Origin of the sequence: Periweissella ghanensis (assembly GCF_918814755.1) — a bacterium.
Lineage (GTDB): Bacteria > Bacillota > Bacilli > Lactobacillales > Lactobacillaceae > Periweissella > Periweissella ghanensis.
Window position 1 is genome coordinate 21,896 of record NZ_CAKKNT010000007.1, and the last position, 21,870, is coordinate 43,765.

At 38.6% G+C, this 21,870-nt stretch carries 20 protein-coding genes; 17 read left to right on the forward strand and 3 right to left on the reverse strand.

The genetic code is table 11. The features are described 5' to 3' along the window. Positions 1 to 16: 16 nt before the first annotated feature. The 6 genes from LQZ76_RS03725 to LQZ76_RS03750 all read left to right on the forward strand — a co-directional run bounded on the left by LQZ76_RS03725 (position 17) and on the right by LQZ76_RS03750 (position 5,784). Positions 17 to 1,408: a CehA/McbA family metallohydrolase gene (locus LQZ76_RS03725; protein ID WP_230098422.1), complete on the forward strand. Its 1,392-nt coding sequence runs from the start codon at positions 17 to 19 to the stop codon at positions 1,406 to 1,408. After that, positions 1,401 to 2,093 (forward strand): HAD family hydrolase, encoded by a 693-nt coding sequence (locus LQZ76_RS03730; protein WP_230098423.1) that lies wholly within the window; start codon positions 1,401 to 1,403, stop codon positions 2,091 to 2,093. The genes LQZ76_RS03725 and LQZ76_RS03730 overlap by 8 nt, the downstream gene beginning before the upstream one ends. Before the next feature lie 225 nt (positions 2,094 to 2,318). Then, positions 2,319 to 3,026, forward strand: coding sequence for an HAD family hydrolase (locus LQZ76_RS03735; protein WP_230098424.1), 708 nt, complete (start codon positions 2,319 to 2,321; stop codon positions 3,024 to 3,026). Positions 3,027 to 3,102: 76 nt separating this feature from the next. Continuing rightward, positions 3,103 to 3,498: a tautomerase family protein gene (locus LQZ76_RS03740; protein ID WP_230098425.1), complete on the forward strand. Its 396-nt coding sequence runs from the start codon at positions 3,103 to 3,105 to the stop codon at positions 3,496 to 3,498. A 193-nt stretch (positions 3,499 to 3,691) separates the two neighbouring features. Beyond that, positions 3,692 to 3,964, forward strand: a complete 273-nt coding sequence (locus tag LQZ76_RS03745; protein WP_230098426.1) for a CsbD family protein — start codon at positions 3,692 to 3,694, stop codon at positions 3,962 to 3,964. Positions 3,965 to 4,377: 413 nt separating this feature from the next. Further along, positions 4,378 to 5,784 carry an NAD-dependent succinate-semialdehyde dehydrogenase gene (locus tag LQZ76_RS03750; protein ID WP_230098427.1) on the forward strand — a complete coding sequence of 469 codons (1,407 nt, stop codon included), beginning with the start codon at positions 4,378 to 4,380 and terminating at the stop codon, positions 5,782 to 5,784. 136 nt (positions 5,785 to 5,920) lie between these two features. On the opposite strand, the gene LQZ76_RS03755 is transcribed toward LQZ76_RS03750, so the two are convergent. Beyond that, positions 5,921 to 6,349, reverse strand: coding sequence for an OsmC family protein (locus LQZ76_RS03755; protein WP_230098428.1), 429 nt, complete (start codon positions 6,347 to 6,349; stop codon positions 5,921 to 5,923). Between the two features lie 204 nt (positions 6,350 to 6,553). On the opposite strand from LQZ76_RS03755, the gene LQZ76_RS03760 reads away from it, so the two are divergent. From LQZ76_RS03760 to rbsD, 10 genes are all read left to right on the forward strand, one after another. After that, the gene (locus tag LQZ76_RS03760; protein ID WP_230098429.1) at positions 6,554 to 6,943 is read left to right on the forward strand and encodes a GntR family transcriptional regulator; all 390 of its coding nucleotides are present in this window, start codon (positions 6,554 to 6,556) and stop codon (positions 6,941 to 6,943) included. Then, entirely contained in the window at positions 6,924 to 7,814 is an 891-nt protein-coding gene (locus tag LQZ76_RS03765; RefSeq protein ID WP_230098430.1) for an ATP-binding cassette domain-containing protein, read from the forward strand. The genes LQZ76_RS03760 and LQZ76_RS03765 overlap by 20 nt, the downstream gene beginning before the upstream one ends. An 8-nt stretch (positions 7,815 to 7,822) precedes the next feature. Continuing rightward, positions 7,823 to 8,929, forward strand: a complete 1,107-nt coding sequence (locus tag LQZ76_RS03770; RefSeq protein WP_230098431.1) for a hypothetical protein — start codon at positions 7,823 to 7,825, stop codon at positions 8,927 to 8,929. A gap of 149 nt (positions 8,930 to 9,078) precedes the next feature. Continuing rightward, entirely contained in the window at positions 9,079 to 10,923 is a 1,845-nt protein-coding gene (gene lepA / locus LQZ76_RS03775) for a translation elongation factor 4 (RefSeq protein WP_230098432.1), read from the forward strand. A 289-nt stretch (positions 10,924 to 11,212) separates the two neighbouring features. Then, positions 11,213 to 12,541 (forward strand): histidine--tRNA ligase, encoded by a 1,329-nt coding sequence (gene hisS, locus LQZ76_RS03780; RefSeq protein WP_230098433.1) that lies wholly within the window; start codon positions 11,213 to 11,215, stop codon positions 12,539 to 12,541. A gap of 10 nt (positions 12,542 to 12,551) precedes the next feature. Beyond that, entirely contained in the window at positions 12,552 to 14,357 is a 1,806-nt protein-coding gene (aspS, locus tag LQZ76_RS03785; RefSeq protein ID WP_230098434.1) for an aspartate--tRNA ligase, read from the forward strand. A 233-nt stretch (positions 14,358 to 14,590) separates the two neighbouring features. After that, the gene (locus tag LQZ76_RS03790) at positions 14,591 to 15,580 is read left to right on the forward strand and encodes a GMP reductase (protein WP_230098435.1); all 990 of its coding nucleotides are present in this window, start codon (positions 14,591 to 14,593) and stop codon (positions 15,578 to 15,580) included. Between the two features lie 160 nt (positions 15,581 to 15,740). Next, complete coding sequence (locus LQZ76_RS03795; protein WP_230098436.1) at positions 15,741 to 16,301, forward strand: hypothetical protein; 561 nt, start codon at positions 15,741 to 15,743, stop codon at positions 16,299 to 16,301. 321 nt (positions 16,302 to 16,622) lie between these two features. Continuing rightward, on the forward strand, positions 16,623 to 17,894 hold the full coding sequence (locus LQZ76_RS03800; RefSeq protein WP_230098437.1) for an alkyl/aryl-sulfatase: 1,272 nt from the start codon (positions 16,623 to 16,625) through the stop codon (positions 17,892 to 17,894). 178 nt (positions 17,895 to 18,072) lie between these two features. Next, the gene (rbsD, locus tag LQZ76_RS03805) at positions 18,073 to 18,468 is read left to right on the forward strand and encodes a D-ribose pyranase (RefSeq protein ID WP_230098438.1); all 396 of its coding nucleotides are present in this window, start codon (positions 18,073 to 18,075) and stop codon (positions 18,466 to 18,468) included. A gap of 121 nt (positions 18,469 to 18,589) precedes the next feature. On the opposite strand, the gene LQZ76_RS03810 is transcribed toward rbsD, so the two are convergent. Then, on the reverse strand, positions 18,590 to 18,757 hold the full coding sequence (locus LQZ76_RS03810; protein WP_230098439.1) for a hypothetical protein: 168 nt from the start codon (positions 18,755 to 18,757) through the stop codon (positions 18,590 to 18,592). A 71-nt stretch (positions 18,758 to 18,828) separates the two neighbouring features. Beyond that, entirely contained in the window at positions 18,829 to 20,142 is a 1,314-nt protein-coding gene (locus LQZ76_RS03815; protein ID WP_230098440.1) for a glycosyltransferase family 39 protein, read from the reverse strand. Positions 20,143 to 20,247: 105 nt separating this feature from the next. On the opposite strand from LQZ76_RS03815, the gene LQZ76_RS03820 reads away from it, so the two are divergent. Further along, a complete protein-coding gene (locus LQZ76_RS03820) occupies positions 20,248 to 21,861 on the forward strand; it encodes an ABC-F family ATP-binding cassette domain-containing protein (protein ID WP_230098441.1) in 1,614 nt (537 codons plus the stop codon). Positions 21,862 to 21,870: the final 9 nt, after the last annotated feature.

Here is a 21,870-nt window from a genome sequence, read left to right on the forward strand (position 1 = left end):
TGGATGGCATATGACTATGGAAGAGATTAAATATCAAGTAACAGCAGCCAATCCGTTTGGTAGCTATGAATTTGATGTTAACGAAGATTTAGCACAAATCGAACTTAATTTGACAACGAGTATTAAACCTTGGTATCACTTATTTGTGATTTACGAGGGACAACAAGTTGGTCAAATCCTAATCACCCATAAACAAGATGCCCGCCAAGTGTTAATCGGAAAAACAGTCGCGACTTCAAGTGCGACTGTTTTTCCATCATTATCACTAGTGGGGCATTGGGAGATTAAATTTTTTGGTTCACAAATTGAAACTGCAAGTGAAGAGTTGAAAATTAACCGTATTGATCATTTGACAACCCCGGTAATTGATGCTGAAAGCCAACAAGATGTGGTGCGCGAATTAGCTAGTCAACCAAGCAAATCAGGGTGGGTTAAAGGTGATTTTCATACCCATACAATTTACAGCGATGGAATGATGACGCGCCAAGCTAATATTGAAAGTGCTAAAGAGCAAGGCTTAGATTTCTTTGTGGCTACAGAACATAATGTGGTAACTGCTTTATGGCCACGTCAAGATGAAGTGGCAATTTTTGGAGGCTGTGAATTAACCACACCATTTGGTCACACTAACTTTTTAGGGCTTGAACGGCCATTGCTTGATGCTACAGGGATGCCAGGCTTTGTGAACGAAACTGCTTTAATGCAAGTTATTGAAGCTAATCGTGACAATGGGTTGATGTCAATTAACCATCCCTTTCTTGACCCTTGGGACTGGACGTTAGATGTGCCATTGGCTTATGTTACTTCAATGGAATTAATTAACGATCCGACATATAGTGATAATGATTCCGCGACTGTTAAAGCTTTTGATTTATGGAGTGCTTTATGGAATCACGGTTGGCAAATCACCGGGATTGGTGGTTCTGACAGTCACTTGCTACCAGATGATAAATATCCTGACGCTAATATGCCGTCATTAATTGGTGACCCAGCAACGTATGTGATGGTCGAGAGTTTAACGCGCGATAATGTCTTAGCGGGGATTAAGGCCAAACATACTAAAGTGAGTCGGTTTGGTGAAATTATGCTGACAAGTGTTAATCAAGCGGATCTATTACCTGGTCAACAAGTATCCGCTGCCGTCCGGTCGTTTACATTACAATTACCCAACACCACGCCAGCTGGTTATGTAACCGAATGGGTGTTGGACGGAGCAGTTGTGGCTTCAACAACGGCACTTACGTCAACATACACCATTACGCCTGAAATTGATTTAACCGAGTACCACTGGTTACGTGCGGATGTTAAAGATCAAAATGGGGTGCAACAAGCGACGTTCACCCCAGTTTTCTGGGGTGAACGCACCCCCACAATTACTACGTATCAAGAGGTTTTAGTGCATGACTAAAGGGGTATTATTTGATAAAGACGGGACATTATTTGAATTTGATTCAATGTGGACCAACGCAATTGCTGAATTTGTGGAGCAAGTCGTGGTTGATGCCAAGCACCCACAGAAATTAGCTCAAGCATTAGGGGTCAAAAACGGTGTTGTTATGCCGGATTCAGCGTTATCATCTGGGACAATTAAAGATATTGCAGATGTGTTAGCTGACAATGGTGTTTACACACAACCAAGCGCGGCGGAAAGTTTCGTTCGGACATTTTTCTTAGAATTTTTAAAGGCTCACTTAGACCAATTAAAGCCGATTGGTGATTTACGACAATTAATGGAGAATTTACATGCCGATGACATTAAAGTTGGTATTGTAACTTCCGATGACTATGAAGCAACCGTGATTAGCTTGCAACATGCGGGCATTACCGATTTAGTTGATTTTATTGCCAGTGGGGATCGATATCCTCGTAAACCCGATCCAGCACCACTCCTTGCATTTTGCCAACAATTTAACTTAGCATTAGATGATGTCATTATGGTTGGCGATTCACGAATGGACCTTGAACTTGGAAATGTTGCCAAGGGTGGGGTTGCCGTATTGTCAGGTGTTGGTACGAAAGCGGAACTTGCTGATTTAACAGCAATGATTTATGCAGATGTCCAAGTGATTCCATATGCAACTTTATTGAAATAAATTAAAAGAGCTGTGACGGAAGTCGGGCGATATTAAGAAATACGCTAAAAATCCTTGGTGAAGAATTTTCTTCACCAGGGATTTTGTCGTATTTCGAATATATTGTGTGGAACGCATTTTAGCAGTAATTTAGTACGCGAAAAAAGTTATGAGACACCTTTTTTAGTTAATTATCGACTATGATAATGATAAAATTAATTGAAATAGCCTAAAGGAGGTAGGTAGGTGAGAAAAGGAATTCTTTTTGATAAAGATGGGACCTTATTTGAATTTGGCCCCATCTGGTTACAAGCAACAATTGAATTTTTAGCTGCTATTACGGTTCGTACTGATCAAAAGATTGGCGTTGTTGAGGCTTTAGGCATGGTTGATGGTGAGTTAGTCAGTGATTCGGCGTTAACATCGGGTACTCCAGCGGATGTGGCCACGATTTTAGTTGATCATCAAGTGTTTACAACGACCGGCCAAGCGGAACAATTTGTGAAAGATTTTTTCTATGAATTTTTGGTGGCCCATTTAGATAATGTTAAGCCGGTGGGGGACTTAATTGGCTTATTACAGCGGCTCAAAGCACAAGGATATGTTTTAGGAATTGCGACTTCGGATGAAATTAATTCGACGATGGCAACGTTAAAATATGCACAAGTAAAGGACTTGTTTGATTTTATTGCAACGGCTGATGAATATCCAACTAAACCCAATCCCGCTGCGTTAATGGCTTTTTGTGAGCAATGTCAATTAGCATTAACGGATGTAATTGTGGTCGGCGATTCACGGATGGATATCGAACTTGGTAACCTTGCTAGAGCGGGTGTCGCAGTGTTGTCAGGCACGAGTACGGCGGATAATTTTACTGATTTAACGCCATATATTTACGCGGACATTCAAGTAATTCCGTATCAACAAATTTTACCAACACTAAATAAAGGGTAAAGGAATTACGGTAATACTTATAATAAGTAAGCTTTGATGTTACGATAAAGCTACCATTAGAAACGAGGATATTGATATGCCACTTTTAAGATTTGATTTAAATGCACACGCTTGGGCCGATGCTGCACGCCGTAAGCAATTGCTTGATATTGCATATGCTGTAACTTTAGCAGCCTTTAGTGCACCAACTGGTGATCGCTATCAACTAATTGATTTACACCAAAACGATGAAATGTTAATTGAAGATACTGGTTTGGGCTTTAAACGAACAGATGAAGTGATTGTTTTGTCAATTACAACCCGTCCACGGACCACAGCTGAAAAACAAACATTCTATCGTGAATTTGTAACTGCTGTTGGTGAGCAATTAGGGGTTGGACCGACTGATATTATGATTAATATGGTTGAAAATACGGATGCTGATTGGAGTTTTGCTAACGGGCAAGCTCAATTTTTAACCGGTGATCTCTAAAATTTAAAACAATAAATAACATAAAACCCTGATGAGATGTTTTGTCATAGTTTTATGTTTACTGAAATTCAAGCTTATGACATATTTGAGATTGATTTTAAAACAAATAATGCTATACGTATGAGCTGATGATTTGTTTATCTAAATAACCTCTTATATAATGGTCTTACACATTAAAAGGGGGACTAGTAAAATGTCATTTGAAGAAAACTTAAAAAACACGAAAGATCAAGTTACTGGTAAAGTAAAAGAAGTTGCTGGTGAATTAACTGATAACCAAAAGCTGGAAGCAGAAGGTAAAACTGAAGGTTTGTTTGGTAAAGCTAAGGAAGCTTTGGTTGATGCTAAAGATAAAGCAGCTGAAAAGCTTTCAGACGTATCTGAAGCAGTAGCTGAAAAATTTAACGACACTGTTGACGATTTACGTGAAAAGAAAGCGGAACACGACGAATCTGAAGATAAATAATGTAACGTCTAGGTAGAGTATTGGTTTAAGATCGATACTCTATTTTTTATCGTTGTTTTAGTGTAAAAGTGAGCAAAGATTAGTTGTTTATTTTATTGTTTATCATTAAAAGCCTATACTAAAACTTTTTTATGTTTTTTTTATTGTGAATATTGTAATTTGTTTATAATAGGCGTATTATAAATGCATGGAGTAATTCCATATCTTCATGATTTTCCATCTAAAATATCTGTCCATAAATAAAAGGCTGTGAAATTATTTTTTCATGGTTTTTTGTTTTTTCTAAAGGGTAAAATTATGCAGATAATAATGATGATTAAAAGTAAGCAAGTTAGTATTAGTCAGATTTTAAAAGCGGTATAATGACGGTGTTGATAGGTAACTTTAATGCATGCAGGAAAGAAGGTTTTTTAATGACTTATAAATCAATTAATCCTTACAACAATGAACTATTGCATACCTATGAAAATGCAACCGATGCTGACGTAGAAACCGCAATTGCGCAAGCACACGCCTTATACAAAGATTGGCGTAATGATGATGTCAGTTCTCGGCGTGAACTTTTAACGAAGTTGGCGGATTACTTTGAAGCACATGAACAAGAATTAGCTGAAGTATTAACTAAAGAAATGGGTAAACGAATTGTCGAAGCAAAAGGTGAAGTTGCATTAACTGCCATGATTGCCCGGTACTATGCAGATAACGCGGAACGTATTTTAGAACCAGAACCAGTTGAGACCGTCATGGGGGATGCTCAAATTATTTCCCGACCATTAGGGGTTATTTTAGCGGTCGAACCATGGAATTTCCCTTACTATCAAATTATTCGGGTTTTCGCCCCTAACTTTATGGCCGGTAATCCCGTGATTTTAAAGCACGCTGCCAATACACCAGGTTCAGCGGATGCTTTTGAAAAGGTTGTTGAAGCAATTGGTGCCCCAAAAGGAGCTTTCAAAAACCTCTTCGTAACGCATGATCAAATTGCCGATATTTTAGCCGACAATCGGGTTCAAGGACTCGCCTTTACGGGTTCTGAAGCCGGTGGTCGCATTTTAGCCAAAGAAGCCGGTGCTAATCTCAAAAAGAGTTCACTTGAACTAGGTGGTAACGATGCCTTTATTATTTTAGATGATGCTAATTTCAACGAATTGGATAAAATCATTGGGCAAGCACGCCTTTACAACGCTGGTCAAGTTTGCACATCGTCAAAACGGTTTATTGTCACGACGAAAAACTACCAAAAAGTACTTGATTTATTAATTCAAAAATTTACGGATGTCCATGTTGGCGATCCGCTTAATCCAACGACGCAATTAGCACCATTAAGCACGGTTAAAGCCAAACAATTATTGGTTGACCAAGTTCAAAAAGCACTTGATGGTGGGGCTAAATTAGCGTTTGGGACCATTGATACCGATTTAGAAACGGCTCATTTTGATCCAATTATCTTAACGAATGTGACGCCTGATAATCCAATGTATGATACCGAATTCTTTGGTCCAGTTGGTCAAGTTTATGAAGTGCCAGATGAAGCAGCGGCCATTAAATTGGCTAATGACTCGCACTACGGTTTAAGTGGAATTGTCTTTAGTGGCGATGCAAAGCATGGAACCGAAGTTGCTAGTCAAATTGAAACCGGGACCGTCTATGTGAACTCATATGGCGGGACATTACCAGAATTAATTTTTGGTGGCGTTAAGAATTCTGGTTACGGTCGAGAACTTGGTGAAGAAGGTATTAAGACCTTTATTAACCAAGAATTAATTGTGACCCGGACCGCGCCAATTGATTTAGATAATGCCGGCGGGGGCTTTGTTTAATCGAGATAATCAATAACTTATTTTTGGCTATTTGATTTCGCTTTGTAAGGCAAAAAATAATAAAAACAGGCTGAAGATGTATGCTTCAGCCTGTTTTAGTGTGTTCTATATAGTTAATTATTTTAAAGTACACTGTCTAAATTTCGTGGAATTCTTCAACTGTTTCAACGGTGTAAGTACTGTTAGCACTAAGTAATTTTGAAACTGGGCAGCGGCCTTCAGCTTCATGTACAAAGGCTTGAGCTGTTTCAAAGTCCACGCCAGGGATCCGAATTTGGACATGTACTAAAAATTCAAATACCGCTCGTTCCCCAACGAAGGCGACGTTAACATGGACTTGTGCGCTTTGGGGTACATTATGTTCATTTTCAACGGCTTGTAAGGTTGCTTTCAAACACGTTGCCAAAGACATCCCTAACAATTGTTCCGGGTTAGTCCCAGGGTGATTATTCATGGGGCTACTGATTTGGACCTCAATGCCACCTGGGACATATGCGTGCCCTTCAAGGCCTTCATCATTAATTGCGGTAGTTACATATAATGGGTTATTCCAACGAGCATCCATACTAAATCCTCCAAAGGTTTAAAGATGCTTTAATTGTAGATGAAAGCGTTATCAAAAACAATCTTAGAATAAGAAAATTGTTAAATGTTAAAAATCAGTAATTAAAATAAAATAAATTCAATAAACAAAATTGTTTACAAATCGCAATGTACTATGTATAGTAGTACATATAATATGCATAAATTATAGAAAGGTGGGGCTAACATGAATATCAACCCAACCAGTGGGCGACCACTTTATGAACAACTAATGTTTGGGATTAAACAAGATATCTTGTTAGGCATCTTGCAACCTGGTGATAAATTACCATCAGTGCGTGAAATGGCTCAACAGCAACTAGTGAATCCCAATACAGTTGCGAAAGCGTATAAAGCGTTAGAAGGACAAGGAGTGATTGACACAGTCCTTGGTCGAGGAACATTTGTGGCCGAAGATTCGAGTGACTTCGGACCAGATCGCCAACAAATGAATCAATTTAAACGCCAATTAAATGATTTATTAACTGAAGGTATGTACATCGGTTTATCCCGGCAAGAGATTGCCGATTTAATGAATGAATGGTATGGAGGGACGCATGAAGCTAATCGTAAATGAATTAAAGAAAGTAATTAACCATCGGACAATCATTGAAGATGTTTCTTTCACAGTGAATCATGGTGAAATTGTTGGGGTGATTGGCCGTAATGGAGTTGGGAAAACTACGTTATTTAAGGCAATGACGGGCATTTATCTAACTGATAATGGCCGTGTATTGATTGACAATCAGGATTTAACGGAAGACATCGCTTTAAAACAAGAATTATTCTTTGTTGATCCGTTAAATAATTTTTATATTCATTATACGCCAATGGAAATTGCCAAGATGTATGCCATTACTTATCCGAAGATGGATGTTGATCAATTCTTGACGGAAATTACGGACCATAATTTACCATTGAATCAAAAAGTTAAGTACTTTTCTAAAGGGATGCAAGGGCTCTTTAATGTGTTACTAGCATTAGCAACCCAAGCCCAATTTGTTATTTTAGACGAACCATTTGACGGCCTTGATGTGTTAGTTCGGGAAAACGTTAAACGATTACTGATTAATGCGGTTCAAAGTAAGGAAATTAGCTTAATCATTTCATCACACAACTTGGCTGAACTTGATACGTTAGTTGATCGGGCCATTATTCTTAAAGACACTAAAGTAGTGGGGGAGTATAGCTTAGAAAATCTTCGGGAAACTGCGCGCAAAATTCAATTAGTCTTTAAAGACGGTCTACCTGATGAAATTAAGCAAGCTGGGACGTTAGTTGAAGCTCGTGGACGAGTATATGTAATGATTTTTGAAAATTATACACGGCAATTAGATGAAAAAATTGCCAATTTAGCACCACTATTATATGAAGAATTACCATTATCATTAGAGGACTTGTTCCGGACACAATTAGTTAATGAAAATGATTATATCTTAGAAAAATAGGAGTTAATATGACAATTAATAAATTACTATGGCGGCGTTATCGCAAAGCGCTGGCAGTATTAATGGCAATTATTTTGGGTAGTTTTGTTTTTTTAACAGTCAGCCAACTTAATTCATGGCAACAAGCCAATACGTATATGCATTCACAAGAATTTAAAAGTTCTTACCCTGAAATGCTTAAAAGTTATGAAACGGCTAAGCAAAGTAAACACAACATCGCTGTTGATAAATATGTTGAACGTGGAAGCAATTTTTGGCTCGAAGATGGCGTGCCACATAGTTTTTCAGCCCCTAATCGAATTCGTGATAATTCATATGGCCAATCAGCAACGTTTGTGTTTGTCAGTTTTGTGACGATGTTAGTAATTACGTTACTTTTAGCTGATGATACTGCTCAGAATTTTAATTTGTTTTTAGCAAGTTCACGGTTTAGTCGTGCCAAAGTAATGTTGACTAAAATTAAATTATTGATTGGGTTACCAATGCTAGCAATGCTTGTTGGTGAAGGAATTTATTATTTAATTACCTATGTCACCGTGCCAGCGAAGTATTACAATATTAATCAGCAAGGACTTAGTTTTGTGGAATTATTTACTTCGTTGACTTGGTTAGGAGCCGGCTTGATGTTTTTGAGCTTAACCAGTGTATTAATTGGTAAGAAATTTGGGAGTGCTATCATGAGTAGCTTATTTTTCCTATCAATTCCATCATTGATTAACGCCTTAACATTACGTTCGCTTCAATATGATCCAGACCAGAGTGCTAAAGCACCAGAAAAAGTGTTTAATTGGTTAGGTAATACCATTCCTGGTGGGTGTGTTGGCTTAGTCATTGCGATTATTTTAGCAGCCTTAGCGATTAAGGCCTTCAGTAAATTATCATTAGAACGTAATGATAAATTTGTGATGTTTGCCAAGTTACGTTGGCCATTATGGTTACTAATTGTGTTCTATACCGGATTTGTATTCTACACTAATGGGAATTTTGGCACTAGTAGTACGGATATGTTTTCAGGCCTGATTTTGTTAATAATTTGGTTAGCCCTTATCATTACAATGTATTACTTCATTTTCGCACCGCAATCATGGCGTCACCCATTTAAATCAATTAGCTAAAATAAAAAAAGAACTAGCGCTTGCTAGTTCTTTTTTGTTGCTATTACTGGTAAAATTAATAGGATAGATTTAAACCGCTTTGCATGTGCCATATGTAAGGGACGTTAAATCCAGATAAATGATGGAAGATAGAAAGGACGGACTCGATAATGAACTTAGAAGAAATGCGAGAACGCCAAAAAAATATTCGGAATTTTAGTATTGTTGCCCATATCGATCACGGTAAATCAACAATTGCCGACCGAATTTTAGAATTGACACATACCGTTACGGCCCGTGAAATGCAAGATCAATTGCTTGATTCAATGGAATTGGAACGGGAGCGCGGAATTACAATCAAAATGAACTCAGTTGAGTTACATTACGATGCTGAAGATGGTGAAACATACATTTTCCACTTGATTGATACTCCAGGTCACGTGGACTTCCAATATGAAGTTTCGCGTGCGCTTGCAGCTGGTGAAGGGGCGGTCTTGGTGGTTGATGCCGCTCAAGGAGTCGAAGCTCAAACATTATCAAATGTTTATTTAGCGTTGGATAATGACCTTGAAATCGTGCCATTGATTAACAAAATTGATTTGCCAGCGGCCCAACCTGAAGTTGTCCGTGAAGAAATTGAAGATGTTATTGGAATTGATGCTTCTGAAGCCGTGTTAGCTTCGGCTAAGCAAGGGATTGGGATTCAAGAATTACTTGAACAAGTCGTTAAAACGGTGCCTGCCCCGGATGGTGAACTTGACGCGCCATTGAAAGCCTTAATCTTTGATTCAGCTTATGACCCCTATCGTGGGGTTGTCTTAACAGTGCGGGTCCGTGAAGGGGTCGTTAAAGTTGGTGACAAAATTAAGATGATGCACTCGGGGGCTGAATATGAAGTGACGGAAGTTGGGGTTAACTCACCCAAGCCAGTTGCGCGTGAATTCCTAGGTGCTGGGGATGTTGGTTACATTACAGCATCCATCAAAGATATTAAGAGCACGCAATCTGGGGATACAATTACGTTAGCTAATAACCCAGCTAGTGAACCACTCGAAGGTTACCGTCAAATGACACCGATGGTTTATTCAGGGTTATATCCAACCGATAATGCTAAATTTACTGATTTACGGGAAGCATTGGAAAAGTTGCAACTTAACGATGCTGCGTTAGAATTTGAACCTGAAACATCACAAGCACTTGGCTTTGGTTTCCGGACTGGTTTCCTAGGCTTGCTACACATGGACGTGATTCAAGAACGTCTCGAACGGGAATTTGATTTAGATTTGATCACAACCGCACCATCAGTAACGTACCATGTTACCAAGACCGATGGCGAACAAGTTGATGTCTCAAATCCGGCAGAAATGCCTGAAGTTTCGGCAATTCGCTATATTGAAGAACCATACGTGCATGCAAGTATCATGGTGCCTAACGATTATGTTGGGACGGTCATGGAACTTGCCCAACGTAAACGTGGTGAATTTGATACGATGGATTACATCGATGCTGCGCGGGTAAATGTTAAATACTACATGCCATTGTCAGAAATTATTTTTGACTTCTTTGATAAGTTAAAATCAGGTACGCGTGGGTATGCTTCATTAGACTATGAACCAGCCGGCTACCGTCAAAGTGACTTGGTAACGATTGATATCTTGCTTAATTCACAAAAAATTGATGCTCTTAGTTTCATCGTGCACCGTGATTTTGCGGCTGAACGTGGACGGATTATTACTGGTAAGTTGAAAAACATTATTCCTCGTCAAAACTTTGAAATTCCCGTGCAAGCGGCTATTGGGGCCAAAATTATTGCACGAACAAACATCAAAGCCTACCGGAAAGATGTTACGTCTAAGATTCACACTGGGGATCCCGATCGCCGGGCGAAGTTGCTTGATAAGCAAAAACGTGGTAAAGCGCGCATGAAGTCAGTGGGGACTGTTGATGTGCCGCAAGAAGCCTTTATGGCGGTACTTAAAACTGATGACGATGATGATTTTAAAAAGGGTCATTAATCTACTTGCAATAAATGTTCAAACACGTTATATTTATGTTTAATAACTGATGACTAAAGATAAAGAAAAGTACGGTAAATGTTAGGCGCAGAAAATTGGTGGTGGCTGTGAACCAAGCTAATATTTACTTGAAAGACACTTTTGAAGTCCAGCTTAGGCTGCGTGTCCTCGCGTTACGAGGTAAGTGATAAACTAAGGTGGTACCGTGCTTTTTTAAGCGCCCTTACTAGTATTTTGTGCTAGTGGGGGCGCTTTTTTTGTCCAGTCACGCATATAGAAAGGTAATACAATGGCTAAACAATCATTCCAAAAACCAAAGGGAACCGCGGATCTTTTACCTGGTGACAGTCTTAAATGGCACTATGTTGAAGAAACAGCGCGGTTATTATTTAATAACTACCAATACAACGAAATTCGGACACCATTGTTTGAAAATTTTGAAGTTTTCTCACGTTCAGCGGGGGATACTTCAGATGTTGTAACTAAAGAAATGTATGATTTCCACGATAAGGGTGATCGCCACATCGCCTTACGCCCAGAAGGTACAGCCGGCGTGGTTCGGGCCTTTGTTGAAAATAAATTGTTTGCGCCCGAACAAGTAAAACCTTACAAAGTATTTTACATCGGACCAATGTTTCGTTATGAACGGCCGCAAGCAGGGCGGATGCGTCAATTCCACCAAATCGGGGTGGAAGCCTTTGGGGCTGACTCACCAGCTTTGGATGCTGAAGTTATTGCCATGGCGATCGATTTCTTCCAATCACTTGGCTTAACGAGCTTAAAAGTGGCGGTTAATACTTTAGGGGATGCCGAATCACGGGCAGCTTACCGGCAAGCCTTGATTGATTACTTAGAACCACATGCAGCGGAATTAAGTGCTGATTCGCAAGAACGGTTACACAAAAACCCATTGCGGGTGCTGGATTCAAAAGATGCCAAAGATCAAGTCTTTGTTGAAAATGCCCCATCAATTCTTGATTATTTGACGCCTGATGCGCAAGCCCACTGGGATAAGTTAAAAACGATGCTTGATGCCCTTGGTTTAGATTACGAAGTTGACGCATCAATGGTCCGTGGGTTGGATTACTACAACCACACAATTTTTGAAATCATGACGAACTCTAAAGCCCTTGGTCACGGTTGGACAACGATTTCTGGTGGTGGTCGTTACAATGGTTTAGTTGAAGAACTTGGTGGCCCCGAAACATCTGGGATTGGCTTTGGGATTGGACTTGAACGTTTGATGTTGCTCCTTGAAAGTGAACAAACACCATTGCCTGAAGTTGAACCACTTGATTTTTATGTGGCTAATATTGGCGAAGAAACGGATGTAGAAGCCTTGAAATTAGTTCAAGGGATTCGTTCATACGGTTACACGGCTGAACGTGATTACTTAGACCGGAAACCAAAGGCACAATTCAAAGCCGCCGATCGGTTGAATGCATTATATGTGGTAACGATTGGACCTGATGAATTGGCTAACCAAGAGGTTAACTTGAAGAACATGGAAACTGGTGAACAAGTTAAAGTACCATTGGCTAAAATTTACACAGAATTACCATTTTTAATTGAAAATGAAGAGGACGCATTAGCTAATTTAGCTGATGACGCAGAGTAGGAGATTAGTTATGAAACGGACAACATATGCGGGATTAGTTGATGAATCATTTGTCGGTCAAGACGTTGTATTAAAGGGATGGGTGCAAAAACGCCGTGACCTTGGAGCCTTAATTTTCATTTCTTTACGTGATCGTGAAGGTATTGTGCAATTAGTATTTTCTGAAGAATTTAGTGCTGATGCCTTGGCAGTTGCTGACCAAATGCGTTCAGAATACGTTATTGAAATTCAAGGAACCGTTAAGGCACGTGATGCTAAGACCATCAATGCTGACATGAAGACTGGTAAAGTTGAAGTTGAAGTACACGGTGCTAAAATCTTGGCGGAAGCAAAGACTACACCATTTGATATTGAAGATGAAATCAGTGTTTCTGATGAATTACGTTTGAAATACCGTTACCTGGACTTACGTCGTCCAGTTATGCAACGGAACATTTTGATGCGTTCAAAGATTACGAAAGCAACGCATGATTTCCTTGATGGTGAAGGTTTTGTTGATATTGAAACCCCATACTTGGCTAAATCAACTCCTGAAGGTGCGCGGGATTACCTTGTACCTTCACGGGTTTACCCAGGTAGTTTCTATGCCTTACCACAATCACCTCAATTATTTAAGCAATTATTGATGGGTGCCGGTTTTGACCGTTACTACCAAGTAGCACGCGCCTTTCGTGATGAAGATTTACGTGGTGACCGGCAACCAGAATTTACTCAACTTGATGTGGAAATGTCATTCATGGACCAAGATGAAATCCGTGAATTAGTTGGTCGTTGGGTTGCTCGGATTATGCAAGATGCCGCTGGTGTAACGGTTGATCCAGCTGCTTTCCCTGTCCTTGAATGGGCCGAAGCAATGGAACGTTTTGGTACTGATAAGCCTGATTTACGAATTGCGTATGAATTAGTTGCCTTAAACGAATTGGCAGCTAAATCAGAATTTGGCGTCTTCTCAAGTACGATTGCTAATGGTGGGGTCGTTAAAGGGATTACTGTGCCTGGTGGGGCCGACCATTACTCTCGTAAAGACTTAGACAAATACACCCAATACATCGAACGCTTCGGTGCTAAGGGACTTGCATGGGTTAAGGTTACTGAAGAAGGCTTTAATGGTCCCGTTGCGAAGTTCTTGAACGCCCAATTTGCTGAAATCACAGCGGCTATGGATGCCAAAGTTGGTGACCTATTACTCTTTGTTGCGGCTAAAGCGGACGTCGTGGCTGGGAGTCTTGATTACTTACGTCGTGACACAGCTAAAACGCTGGGCTTGATTGATGAATCAAAATGGGGCTTTGCATGGATTATTAACTGGCCACTCTTTGAACACCAAGAAGAGGAAGACCGTTGGATTGCAGCCCACCACCCATTCACCATGCCTAACGAAGAAGACTTACACTTCTTTAATGAAGGTGAAGATCCGCACCAAGCCCACGCCCAAAGTTATGATTTAGTGTTGAACGGTTACGAACTTGGTTCAGGTTCAATCCGTATTCACACGATGGATATTCAAGAAAAAATGCTCAAGGCCCTTGGCTTTACCGCTGAATCAGCTCACGAAGCATTTGGTTTCTTACTTGATGCCATGGAATTTGGATTCCCACCACTTGGCGGAATTGCTCTTGGACTTGATCGTTTAGCGATGATTCTTGCAGGTCAAGATAACATTCGTGAAGTGATTGCCTTCCCTAAAAATAGTAAGGCTTCTGAACCAATGACTGAAGCACCACAACCAGTTTCAAAACAACAAATTGAAATTGACTTAGGCTTGAAAGCACCAGTTTATGCTGAAAACGATCAACCTAACATGGCTGAAGAATAATATCAAAAAAAGGATTCGCATTAGCGAATCCTTTTTTTGTGTAAAGTTCGTATTTAGCGATGAATTTGTGACTTAAACACGAACTATATTTTATTTATAATGATATTTTTCGGTTTAAAAGTATTTTTTGCTTTCATTTGTAGATAAAGTTCGGTATAATACTTTCTTGGGGCTTGGATATATTATAAAGTTCGTGTTTTGCAAATTAAAATGAAAAAGTTTGAGGATAGATAATGAATAATGGATTAACAGTTTTTGATTATGAAGATGTACAACTTGTACCACGTAAATGTGTGATTACAAGTCGATCACAAGCCGATACATCAGTTCAATTTGGTCCGATGACTTTTAAAATTCCTGTGGTACCAGCTAACATGCAAACGGTGATTGATGAACCATTAGCGAAGCACTTAGCTGAAAAGGGCTTTTTCTATGTCATGCATCGTTTTGAACCAGAAACCCGTTACGATTTTGTCGTTAAAATGCATCAAGCCGGCTTATTTGCTTCAATTAGTATTGGAGTTAAAGCAGATGAACACGCCTTGATTGAACGCTTTGCGGCGGAAGGCATCATACCAGAATACATTACTATTGATATTGCCCATGGTCATTCCGAAACGGTGATGGACATGATTAAATTTATTAAAGCCCGTTTACCAGAAACTTTCTTAATTGCTGGAAATGTTGCCACGCCTGAAGGGGTCCGCGATTTAGAAGATGCTGGTGCGGATGCCACTAAAGTTGGGGTTGGCCCTGGTAAAGCTTGTATTACGAAGCTTAAAACCGGTTTTGGTACTGGGGGCTGGCAATTAGCCGCATTACGTTTATGTGCCAAAGCTGCGCGCAAGCCGATTGTGACGGATGGTGGTATTCGTTACAATGGGGATATTGCTAAATCAATTCGCTTTGGGGCTGATATGGTTATGATTGGTTCATTATTTGCTGGTCATGATGAAACGCCTGGTGAAAAGTTTGAAATTGACGGTGAGATGTTTAAAACTTACTTTGGTTCTGCTTCCCAATTCCAAAAGGGTGAATACAGCCACGTTGAAGGAAAGAAATTATTTGTTCCTTATCGCGGTTCAATTGATGGCACCTTGCAAGAAATGCATGAAGATTTACAATCAGCAATTTCATATGCCGGTGGCCGCGTCTTAAAAGACTTGCACCAAGTTGATTATGTGATTGTTAAAAATTCAATTGTGAATGGTGATACGTACTAAGCCGAAATTAATAGCATATTAATCGAAAGAAGATGAATATTTCATCTTCTTTTTTTGCGGTTAGGGATTCACTAAATGGGATAATACGCCGATAAATATCTAAATACTAAAATCAAAAAGGAGTAAGGCTATCGATTTTAATATCAATCGGGATCTTTCAGTGCGCCCAGAACAACTAGAAGCCGTCGAACATGTACAACCAATTAAGGCTATAAATGCTGATAATCTGACCAAAGATATGGAACAACAATTGCTAGCCAATCAAGAGTATCAACAAGCCATGCACCGGGGGCCCGTAATTGAGCGGCCACGGGCTAAAACTTTACAAATAACTCAGGGTGCTCAAAATATTAAAGATAGTTTTCCCTATCAAATATATGAAGAACAATCCCAGCAAACCATGCTAGTTAAACCAGCACTAATCAGTAAGGAAGGGCCGGCAATGATTGTTCTTAGTACTGATATGACTGGCACAATCGTTTCTGAAAAAATAATGGTAGCTGCTAGTCAGGCACCGGCTAATAATCTTTTAGAAATTTTTGCCTTTTTGGCGTATCATGAGCCAATGATTCCCACATTATATCGGGATAGTTTCAGTGATGTTTTAATGTTGATGAAGCAACATGATATTCGCGCCAAATTACCCCACGATTTTTTTACTGAACATCGAGCTAAAAATAGTAAAACTAAAACCTTTGTGCAAAAAATTATCGATAATTAATATTGCTGTTAAAATACCTTACTAAATTGACTATAAATATATTATGCAATTAAATCGATATTAAATGTATTTTACGATATGTTTGCAAAAAAATGATCAAATTTCTCGTATTAGCTTTTTTTGTGTAATTTCACTTTAATATAAGTTTATTTAAGATTGGTATATCAATATTTTAAGTTGTTTAAACTACTTATTTATTCCAAAGAAAAGCTTATAAATTAGTTAAACTGGATTTAATACATTAGTTTTATATTCTTTAAATGTAGTATAATTAACTTAACGATATAGGAAAATTATGGATAAAGGGGGGGATTACTTCTAATGTTACACAAAGAGGGCGTAAAAATTTTACAAGAATTTGCTAACGAACATGAAAATAAGCAAATTTACCACGTTGGTGAGGGCGTACACCAATTTGTGGGATATGGTCATAGTAATGCAATTGCAATTGAAGGGGCCATGAGTGTTATTTTAGTTGATACACTAGATTCACCAGATCGCGCAGCACAAATGTTGATGGATTTACAAAAAATCACACCAAAACCTGTGCGCACGATTATTTACACTCATGGACATCCAGATCATCGTGGTGGTGCTGGTATGTTTCAAGCAACTGCCCAATCAGTGATTGCTTTTGCCAATCGTGACCAACCACTCGTTGATGCCCAAAAAGTTAATGACGTACTTTTGAAACGAACTGAACGACAAATGGGCTATGAGCTTGATGATAATGAAGCTATCACGCAAGGAATTGGGATGCGTGAAGGCCATACTCAAGGCCAACGTGGGTATGCCCCATTGTTACCAACAGAAATTATTAGTGATGGGATTGTTGATCGTGTGATTGATGGAGTCCATTTACAATTAATCAGTGCTCCCGGTGAAAACGGTGATATGGGGTATATCTGGTTGCCAGAACAGAAAATTATGTGTGCTGGTGATAACTACTATGGGGCTTTTCCGAACTTAGCAGCCATTCGTGGTGGGCAATACCGTGATATTGGGCGTTGGATTCAAAGTTTGGATTTACTGATTTCGTATAATGCGGTAGCAGTTTTACCTGGGCACTTAGAGCCATTGGAAGGTGCTGAAATTGTTAAAACCACGTTACGCAATTATCGTGATGCCGTGGCTTCAGTCTTTGATCAAACGCTTGCCCATATTGATGCCGGATTGACAGTCGAAGAAGTTGTGGAACAAGTTCGGTTACCAGATCACTTACGGACGCTGCCATATTTAGCAGAAATTTATGGGAGTGTTGAATGGACCGTTCGGGCAATTTTTGCTGCTTATGTTGGTTGGTTTGATGGTAATCCAACTAACTTGCATAAAATGCCGCAATATTTGTATTCAGCAAAAATGGTCGCATTGATTGGGGGTGCACCAAAAGTTATTGATGCGCTTGAACAAGCCATTCAGGATACCGATTATTTATGGGCATTACAATTATGTGATTTGTTAATTGGTATTGGGGAAGTTAAAGCCGTTGATTTAAAAATCAAAATGTTATACGCGCTAGCTGATTTAGAAACTAGTGCCAACGGGCGCCATTATTACATTAGTTATGCCAAGGAAATGTTAGACAATAAGTAGTATTGTGACATAATTTAAATTTGAAAATTGGTTGCATACCGCCCCCTCGAATTGGAGTAAATCCACTCGAGGGGTCTTTTTATTGCTAGTTAATAATTGAAAGCGCTTTAAAATATCGGTAGAATAGAAGTATAGGCTAACTACTTAATTACATTTTGATCGTTGAAAGGAATTTAACATGAAAAAAGGACGCATTATTAATTCAGACATTTCGCGCGTAGTTGCCCAGATGGGGCATTTTGATACCATTGCAATTGGGGATGCTGGAATGCCAGTGCCTAAGGGAACTGAAAAAATTGACTTAGCGGTAACAAACAATGTACCTAGCTTTAATGTCGTATTACAGAATGTTTTAACCGAACTAGCTGTACAAAAAATTTATTTGGCCGAAGAAATAAAAACCGCTAATCCTGGGCAACTACAAGCGATTAAAAATCTTTTGCCTGATACTGAATTGGAATTTATTTCCCATGATGATATGAAGCATCGTTTAGCCGATACTCATGCATTTATTCGTACAGGGGAAATGGCCCCATATGCCAATATTATTTTGGAAAGTGGCGTAACCTTTTAAATTAATTTAACTGCGCACAATTTTAGAAGTAATACGGAGGGGTATTATGAAAATTGCAATGCAACGAATTAACAAAAGTTTTGGTAATAAAAAAACCAGTCGACCTAGTTAAAAACTAAGTTTACTGGTTTTTTAATTGGCGCTTAGGTAAAAAGAACCCTGGAATAAATTTAATGGCAATTGCTAAAATAAATGCTTGTACCGTAATAATATGGTATCCAATCAAGCTAACAAGCAATGTGATAATCGCTGCTAGATTGATGATTAACCGTATTTTTTTAACTGACATATAAATGTCCCCCCGAAAAAAGTTTACTACTTAATTTTAGCTTTTTTATACCTTATATTCAACTAAGCTATTTAGTATGGTTTGATATTGGGATAAACTGTTTTAAATAATTTAGGGCTTTGGACTAGTTTTATTCCAAACTCATAATGATTGCGCGGAATCCAATAAGTATACTGTGGATTTTTGGCAGCTGAATTTAAAACATTAACGGTGGTACCATAATTATTGGGTGTAAGGACTTTTGAACCAATGATGCTTTTAGTAAAAATATTAGTGGATGTTACCGGACTAAACTTTGACAATTGATTTACTTGTGATGGAATAATACATAATGCACAACCAATAATGGTCAAATAAATCAGAGACTTAAGATAGCTGGCGATTTTTAGGTCACTCAAACTCATTAAAATGAAAAACAGCGTAATGAAAAACATCGGGTAGAGATAACGATCAATTAGAATCGGCCGGTTATTCAAAATTTCAACGACACCAATTAAATAGGCCGTTAAATATGAAAGTAATGTCACGAACATGATTAGTACAAAAGGATGGGCATAATTACGCCACCAAAAAATAATTTGTAGTAATAAGAGGCCAAGCAATAAATATGTATACATAGGTAACAAATTTAAATTAAAAGATTGTTGAAATACCGCATTCCATGATTCATCTGGTAAGATCCAGTAACTTTTTTTCACGGAGGTAATTTGTTTAACTGCGATAAAAATCCAGGGAAGGTACGAAATAACGAAGCCAATCGCCAACAAAGGTAGTTTGATTATTAAATCGTGGTCCTTTTGGAAACACCGCGTTAACCAGTAGTAAAAAAGGATTAAACCGGCAAAGATTGCTGCGAAATAATGTGAATAAGCACTTAAACTTGCAAATAATAATGTTAACCATAAGTAGTGTTGTTGGCGTACTTTGGCATATTTCAACAACATGTATAGCTCAAGAATTAAAAATAAAGTCGCAATTTGGTACATGCGCAAAGTTAAACCATTTATGGTGATTTGCGATAGTATGATAAAGGCACTAAGCATGTAATAGTTGACACCTTTTTGATATAATTTAATAATCTTGCTTAGAAAAAAGATACTAATTAGGCCAAAAATAAAGTTCCATACCCGTAAATAAACAATTTCTAAATTATTATAGGCAGTGAAATGAGTTATTGGCCAAGCGATAATTTTATAAATTAAATATGATAATGGTGGATGGACATCGAGTGCATCCGTCTTAATTAAATCCCAGGGACTATGGTTAATTAAGGCAATTGTAAAGGCTTCATCAGCCGTTAAATTTACATGTAACGAATAAAAAAAAGCAAAAATGATGGCAGCAATACTTAAAAGGATGCCGCCAAATGAATAAAATTTTTTCATGATAAAGAATTCCTTTGTGCTGAATGAATGTTAGTTTTTAGTTTAATATAAATTTAAAAACAAGTATAGATTTAATTTAAGCAATACTATAAAGGAGCGTAAAAGATGGCGCTATTAGAAGTACAAGGCTTATCAATGAGTTATGATGATAAGCAATTATACACGGAGGCCGAATTTGAACTGCAAGCCGGGGAACACCTCGGGATTGTTGGTCAAAACGGAACCGGTAAATCAACGTTAATTAAGCTAATTACCGAGCAAATTTTACCAGTTAGTGGCACAATTAAATGGCAAAAAGGGACCAGCATTGGTTATTTAGATCAATACGCTGCGGTTACCGATGATTTGACAGTGCGGGAATTTTTAGCGACAGCTTTCACCAATTTGTACCAAATGGAAGCCCAAATGAGTGCCTATTATGAACAATTTGCTGAAACCGGTGATGAGCAATTATTAATGCAAGCAGGGCAAATTCAAGAACAACTTGAACAAGCAGAATTTTACGATTTAGATACTAAAGTTGAAAAAGTTATCACGGGCTTAGGGTTAAACGATATTGCCGACCATAAAACGGCACAATTATCAGGTGGCCAACGGTCAAAGATCATTTTAGCTAAGTTATTATTAGCCAATGATGAAGTTTTATTATTAGATGAACCGACTAACTATTTGGACACGGTCCACATTGCATGGTTAGTAACCTTCTTACAAGCCTTTGATGGTACGACGATGATTGTCTCACATGATTACGACTTTTTAGAGCAAGTTACTAATAGTATCGTCGATATTGCCTTTGGAAAAATGACTAAATACCGGGGTAGTTTCCAAGAAGCGATGCGGCAAAAAAATGAAAATCGTAAACGCCAATTACGTGAATTTACGCAACAACAAGAATTGATTGCCAAGACGCAAAAATTCATCGATAAAAACCAAGCCGGTACTAAAGCTAAACAAGCTAAATCGCGGGGCCGGATGCTTGATAAAATGAATTTAGTCGATGCACCAGATCAAGATTTACGGTCATATTTTGATTTTCCGGTTTATCAACCAGTCGAAGCTGAGATGGAAGATCCGTATGCGATTTATGATGAACCGTTTGAAACCGGGCCAGTAGCTCCGGCCACGACACTAACGGTTAATAACTTAACAGTCGGTTATGACCAAGCATTGCTCCAACCAATTTCGTTTGAAATGGTGGCGGGGCAAAAGCTTGCGTTAGTTGGGTTTAATGGAGCTGGTAAATCAACACTTATTAAGACGTTATTGGGTAAAATCACGTCATTAGCGGGTACTAGCAAGTTTACGGAAGACATTGTCGTTAATTACTTCAATCAAGATTTAACTTGGGAGAATGATCAACTAACACCATTAGATGTGCTACGTGATCAATTCCCTGAGATGGAATTACAACCAATTCGGCGCAGTTTAAATAACGCGGGAATTAATAAGCAAAATGCCCAAAAACCATTGGCGTTGTTATCGGGTGGGGAACAAGCCAAGGTTAAATTGGCTTTGATGACATTAACCCCAAGTAATTTTTTGATTATGGATGAACCAACTAATCACCTAGATGAAGCAACAAAACAAGCCTTGCAACGGGCTTTGAAGAAATTTACCGGTAATTTAATTTTAGTCAGTCATGAAGCTGATTTTTATCAAGATTGGCTCCCTGATGTGTTAGATATTAGTGCCTTGTCGCTTAACACGCCAACTGATTAAGGGCTCCAA

Bases quoted from the DNA above. Each gene is read 5' to 3' on its own strand.
- LQZ76_RS03725 (WP_230098422.1), top strand. From the start codon at position 17: ATGGAAGAGATTAAATATCAAGTAACAGCAGCCAATCCGTTTGGTAGC.
- LQZ76_RS03730 (WP_230098423.1), top strand. From the start codon at position 1,401: ATGACTAAAGGGGTATTATTTGATAAAGACGGGACATTATTTGAATTT.
- LQZ76_RS03740 (WP_230098425.1), top strand. From the start codon at position 3,103: ATGCCACTTTTAAGATTTGATTTAAATGCACACGCTTGGGCCGATGCT.
- LQZ76_RS03745 (WP_230098426.1), top strand. From the start codon at position 3,692: ATGTCATTTGAAGAAAACTTAAAAAACACGAAAGATCAAGTTACTGGT.
- LQZ76_RS03750 (WP_230098427.1), top strand. From the start codon at position 4,378: ATGACTTATAAATCAATTAATCCTTACAACAATGAACTATTGCATACC.
- LQZ76_RS03755 (WP_230098428.1), bottom strand. From the start codon at position 6,349: ATGGATGCTCGTTGGAATAACCCATTATATGTAACTACCGCAATTAAT.
- LQZ76_RS03760 (WP_230098429.1), top strand. From the start codon at position 6,554: ATGAATATCAACCCAACCAGTGGGCGACCACTTTATGAACAACTAATG.
- LQZ76_RS03765 (WP_230098430.1), top strand. From the start codon at position 6,924: ATGAAGCTAATCGTAAATGAATTAAAGAAAGTAATTAACCATCGGACA.
- LQZ76_RS03770 (WP_230098431.1), top strand. From the start codon at position 7,823: ATGACAATTAATAAATTACTATGGCGGCGTTATCGCAAAGCGCTGGCA.
- lepA (WP_230098432.1), top strand. From the start codon at position 9,079: ATGAACTTAGAAGAAATGCGAGAACGCCAAAAAAATATTCGGAATTTT.
- hisS (WP_230098433.1), top strand. From the start codon at position 11,213: ATGGCTAAACAATCATTCCAAAAACCAAAGGGAACCGCGGATCTTTTA.
- aspS (WP_230098434.1), top strand. From the start codon at position 12,552: ATGAAACGGACAACATATGCGGGATTAGTTGATGAATCATTTGTCGGT.
- LQZ76_RS03790 (WP_230098435.1), top strand. From the start codon at position 14,591: ATGAATAATGGATTAACAGTTTTTGATTATGAAGATGTACAACTTGTA.
- LQZ76_RS03800 (WP_230098437.1), top strand. From the start codon at position 16,623: ATGTTACACAAAGAGGGCGTAAAAATTTTACAAGAATTTGCTAACGAA.
- rbsD (WP_230098438.1), top strand. From the start codon at position 18,073: ATGAAAAAAGGACGCATTATTAATTCAGACATTTCGCGCGTAGTTGCC.
- LQZ76_RS03810 (WP_230098439.1), bottom strand. From the start codon at position 18,757: ATGTCAGTTAAAAAAATACGGTTAATCATCAATCTAGCAGCGATTATC.
- LQZ76_RS03815 (WP_230098440.1), bottom strand. From the start codon at position 20,142: ATGAAAAAATTTTATTCATTTGGCGGCATCCTTTTAAGTATTGCTGCC.
- LQZ76_RS03820 (WP_230098441.1), top strand. From the start codon at position 20,248: ATGGCGCTATTAGAAGTACAAGGCTTATCAATGAGTTATGATGATAAG.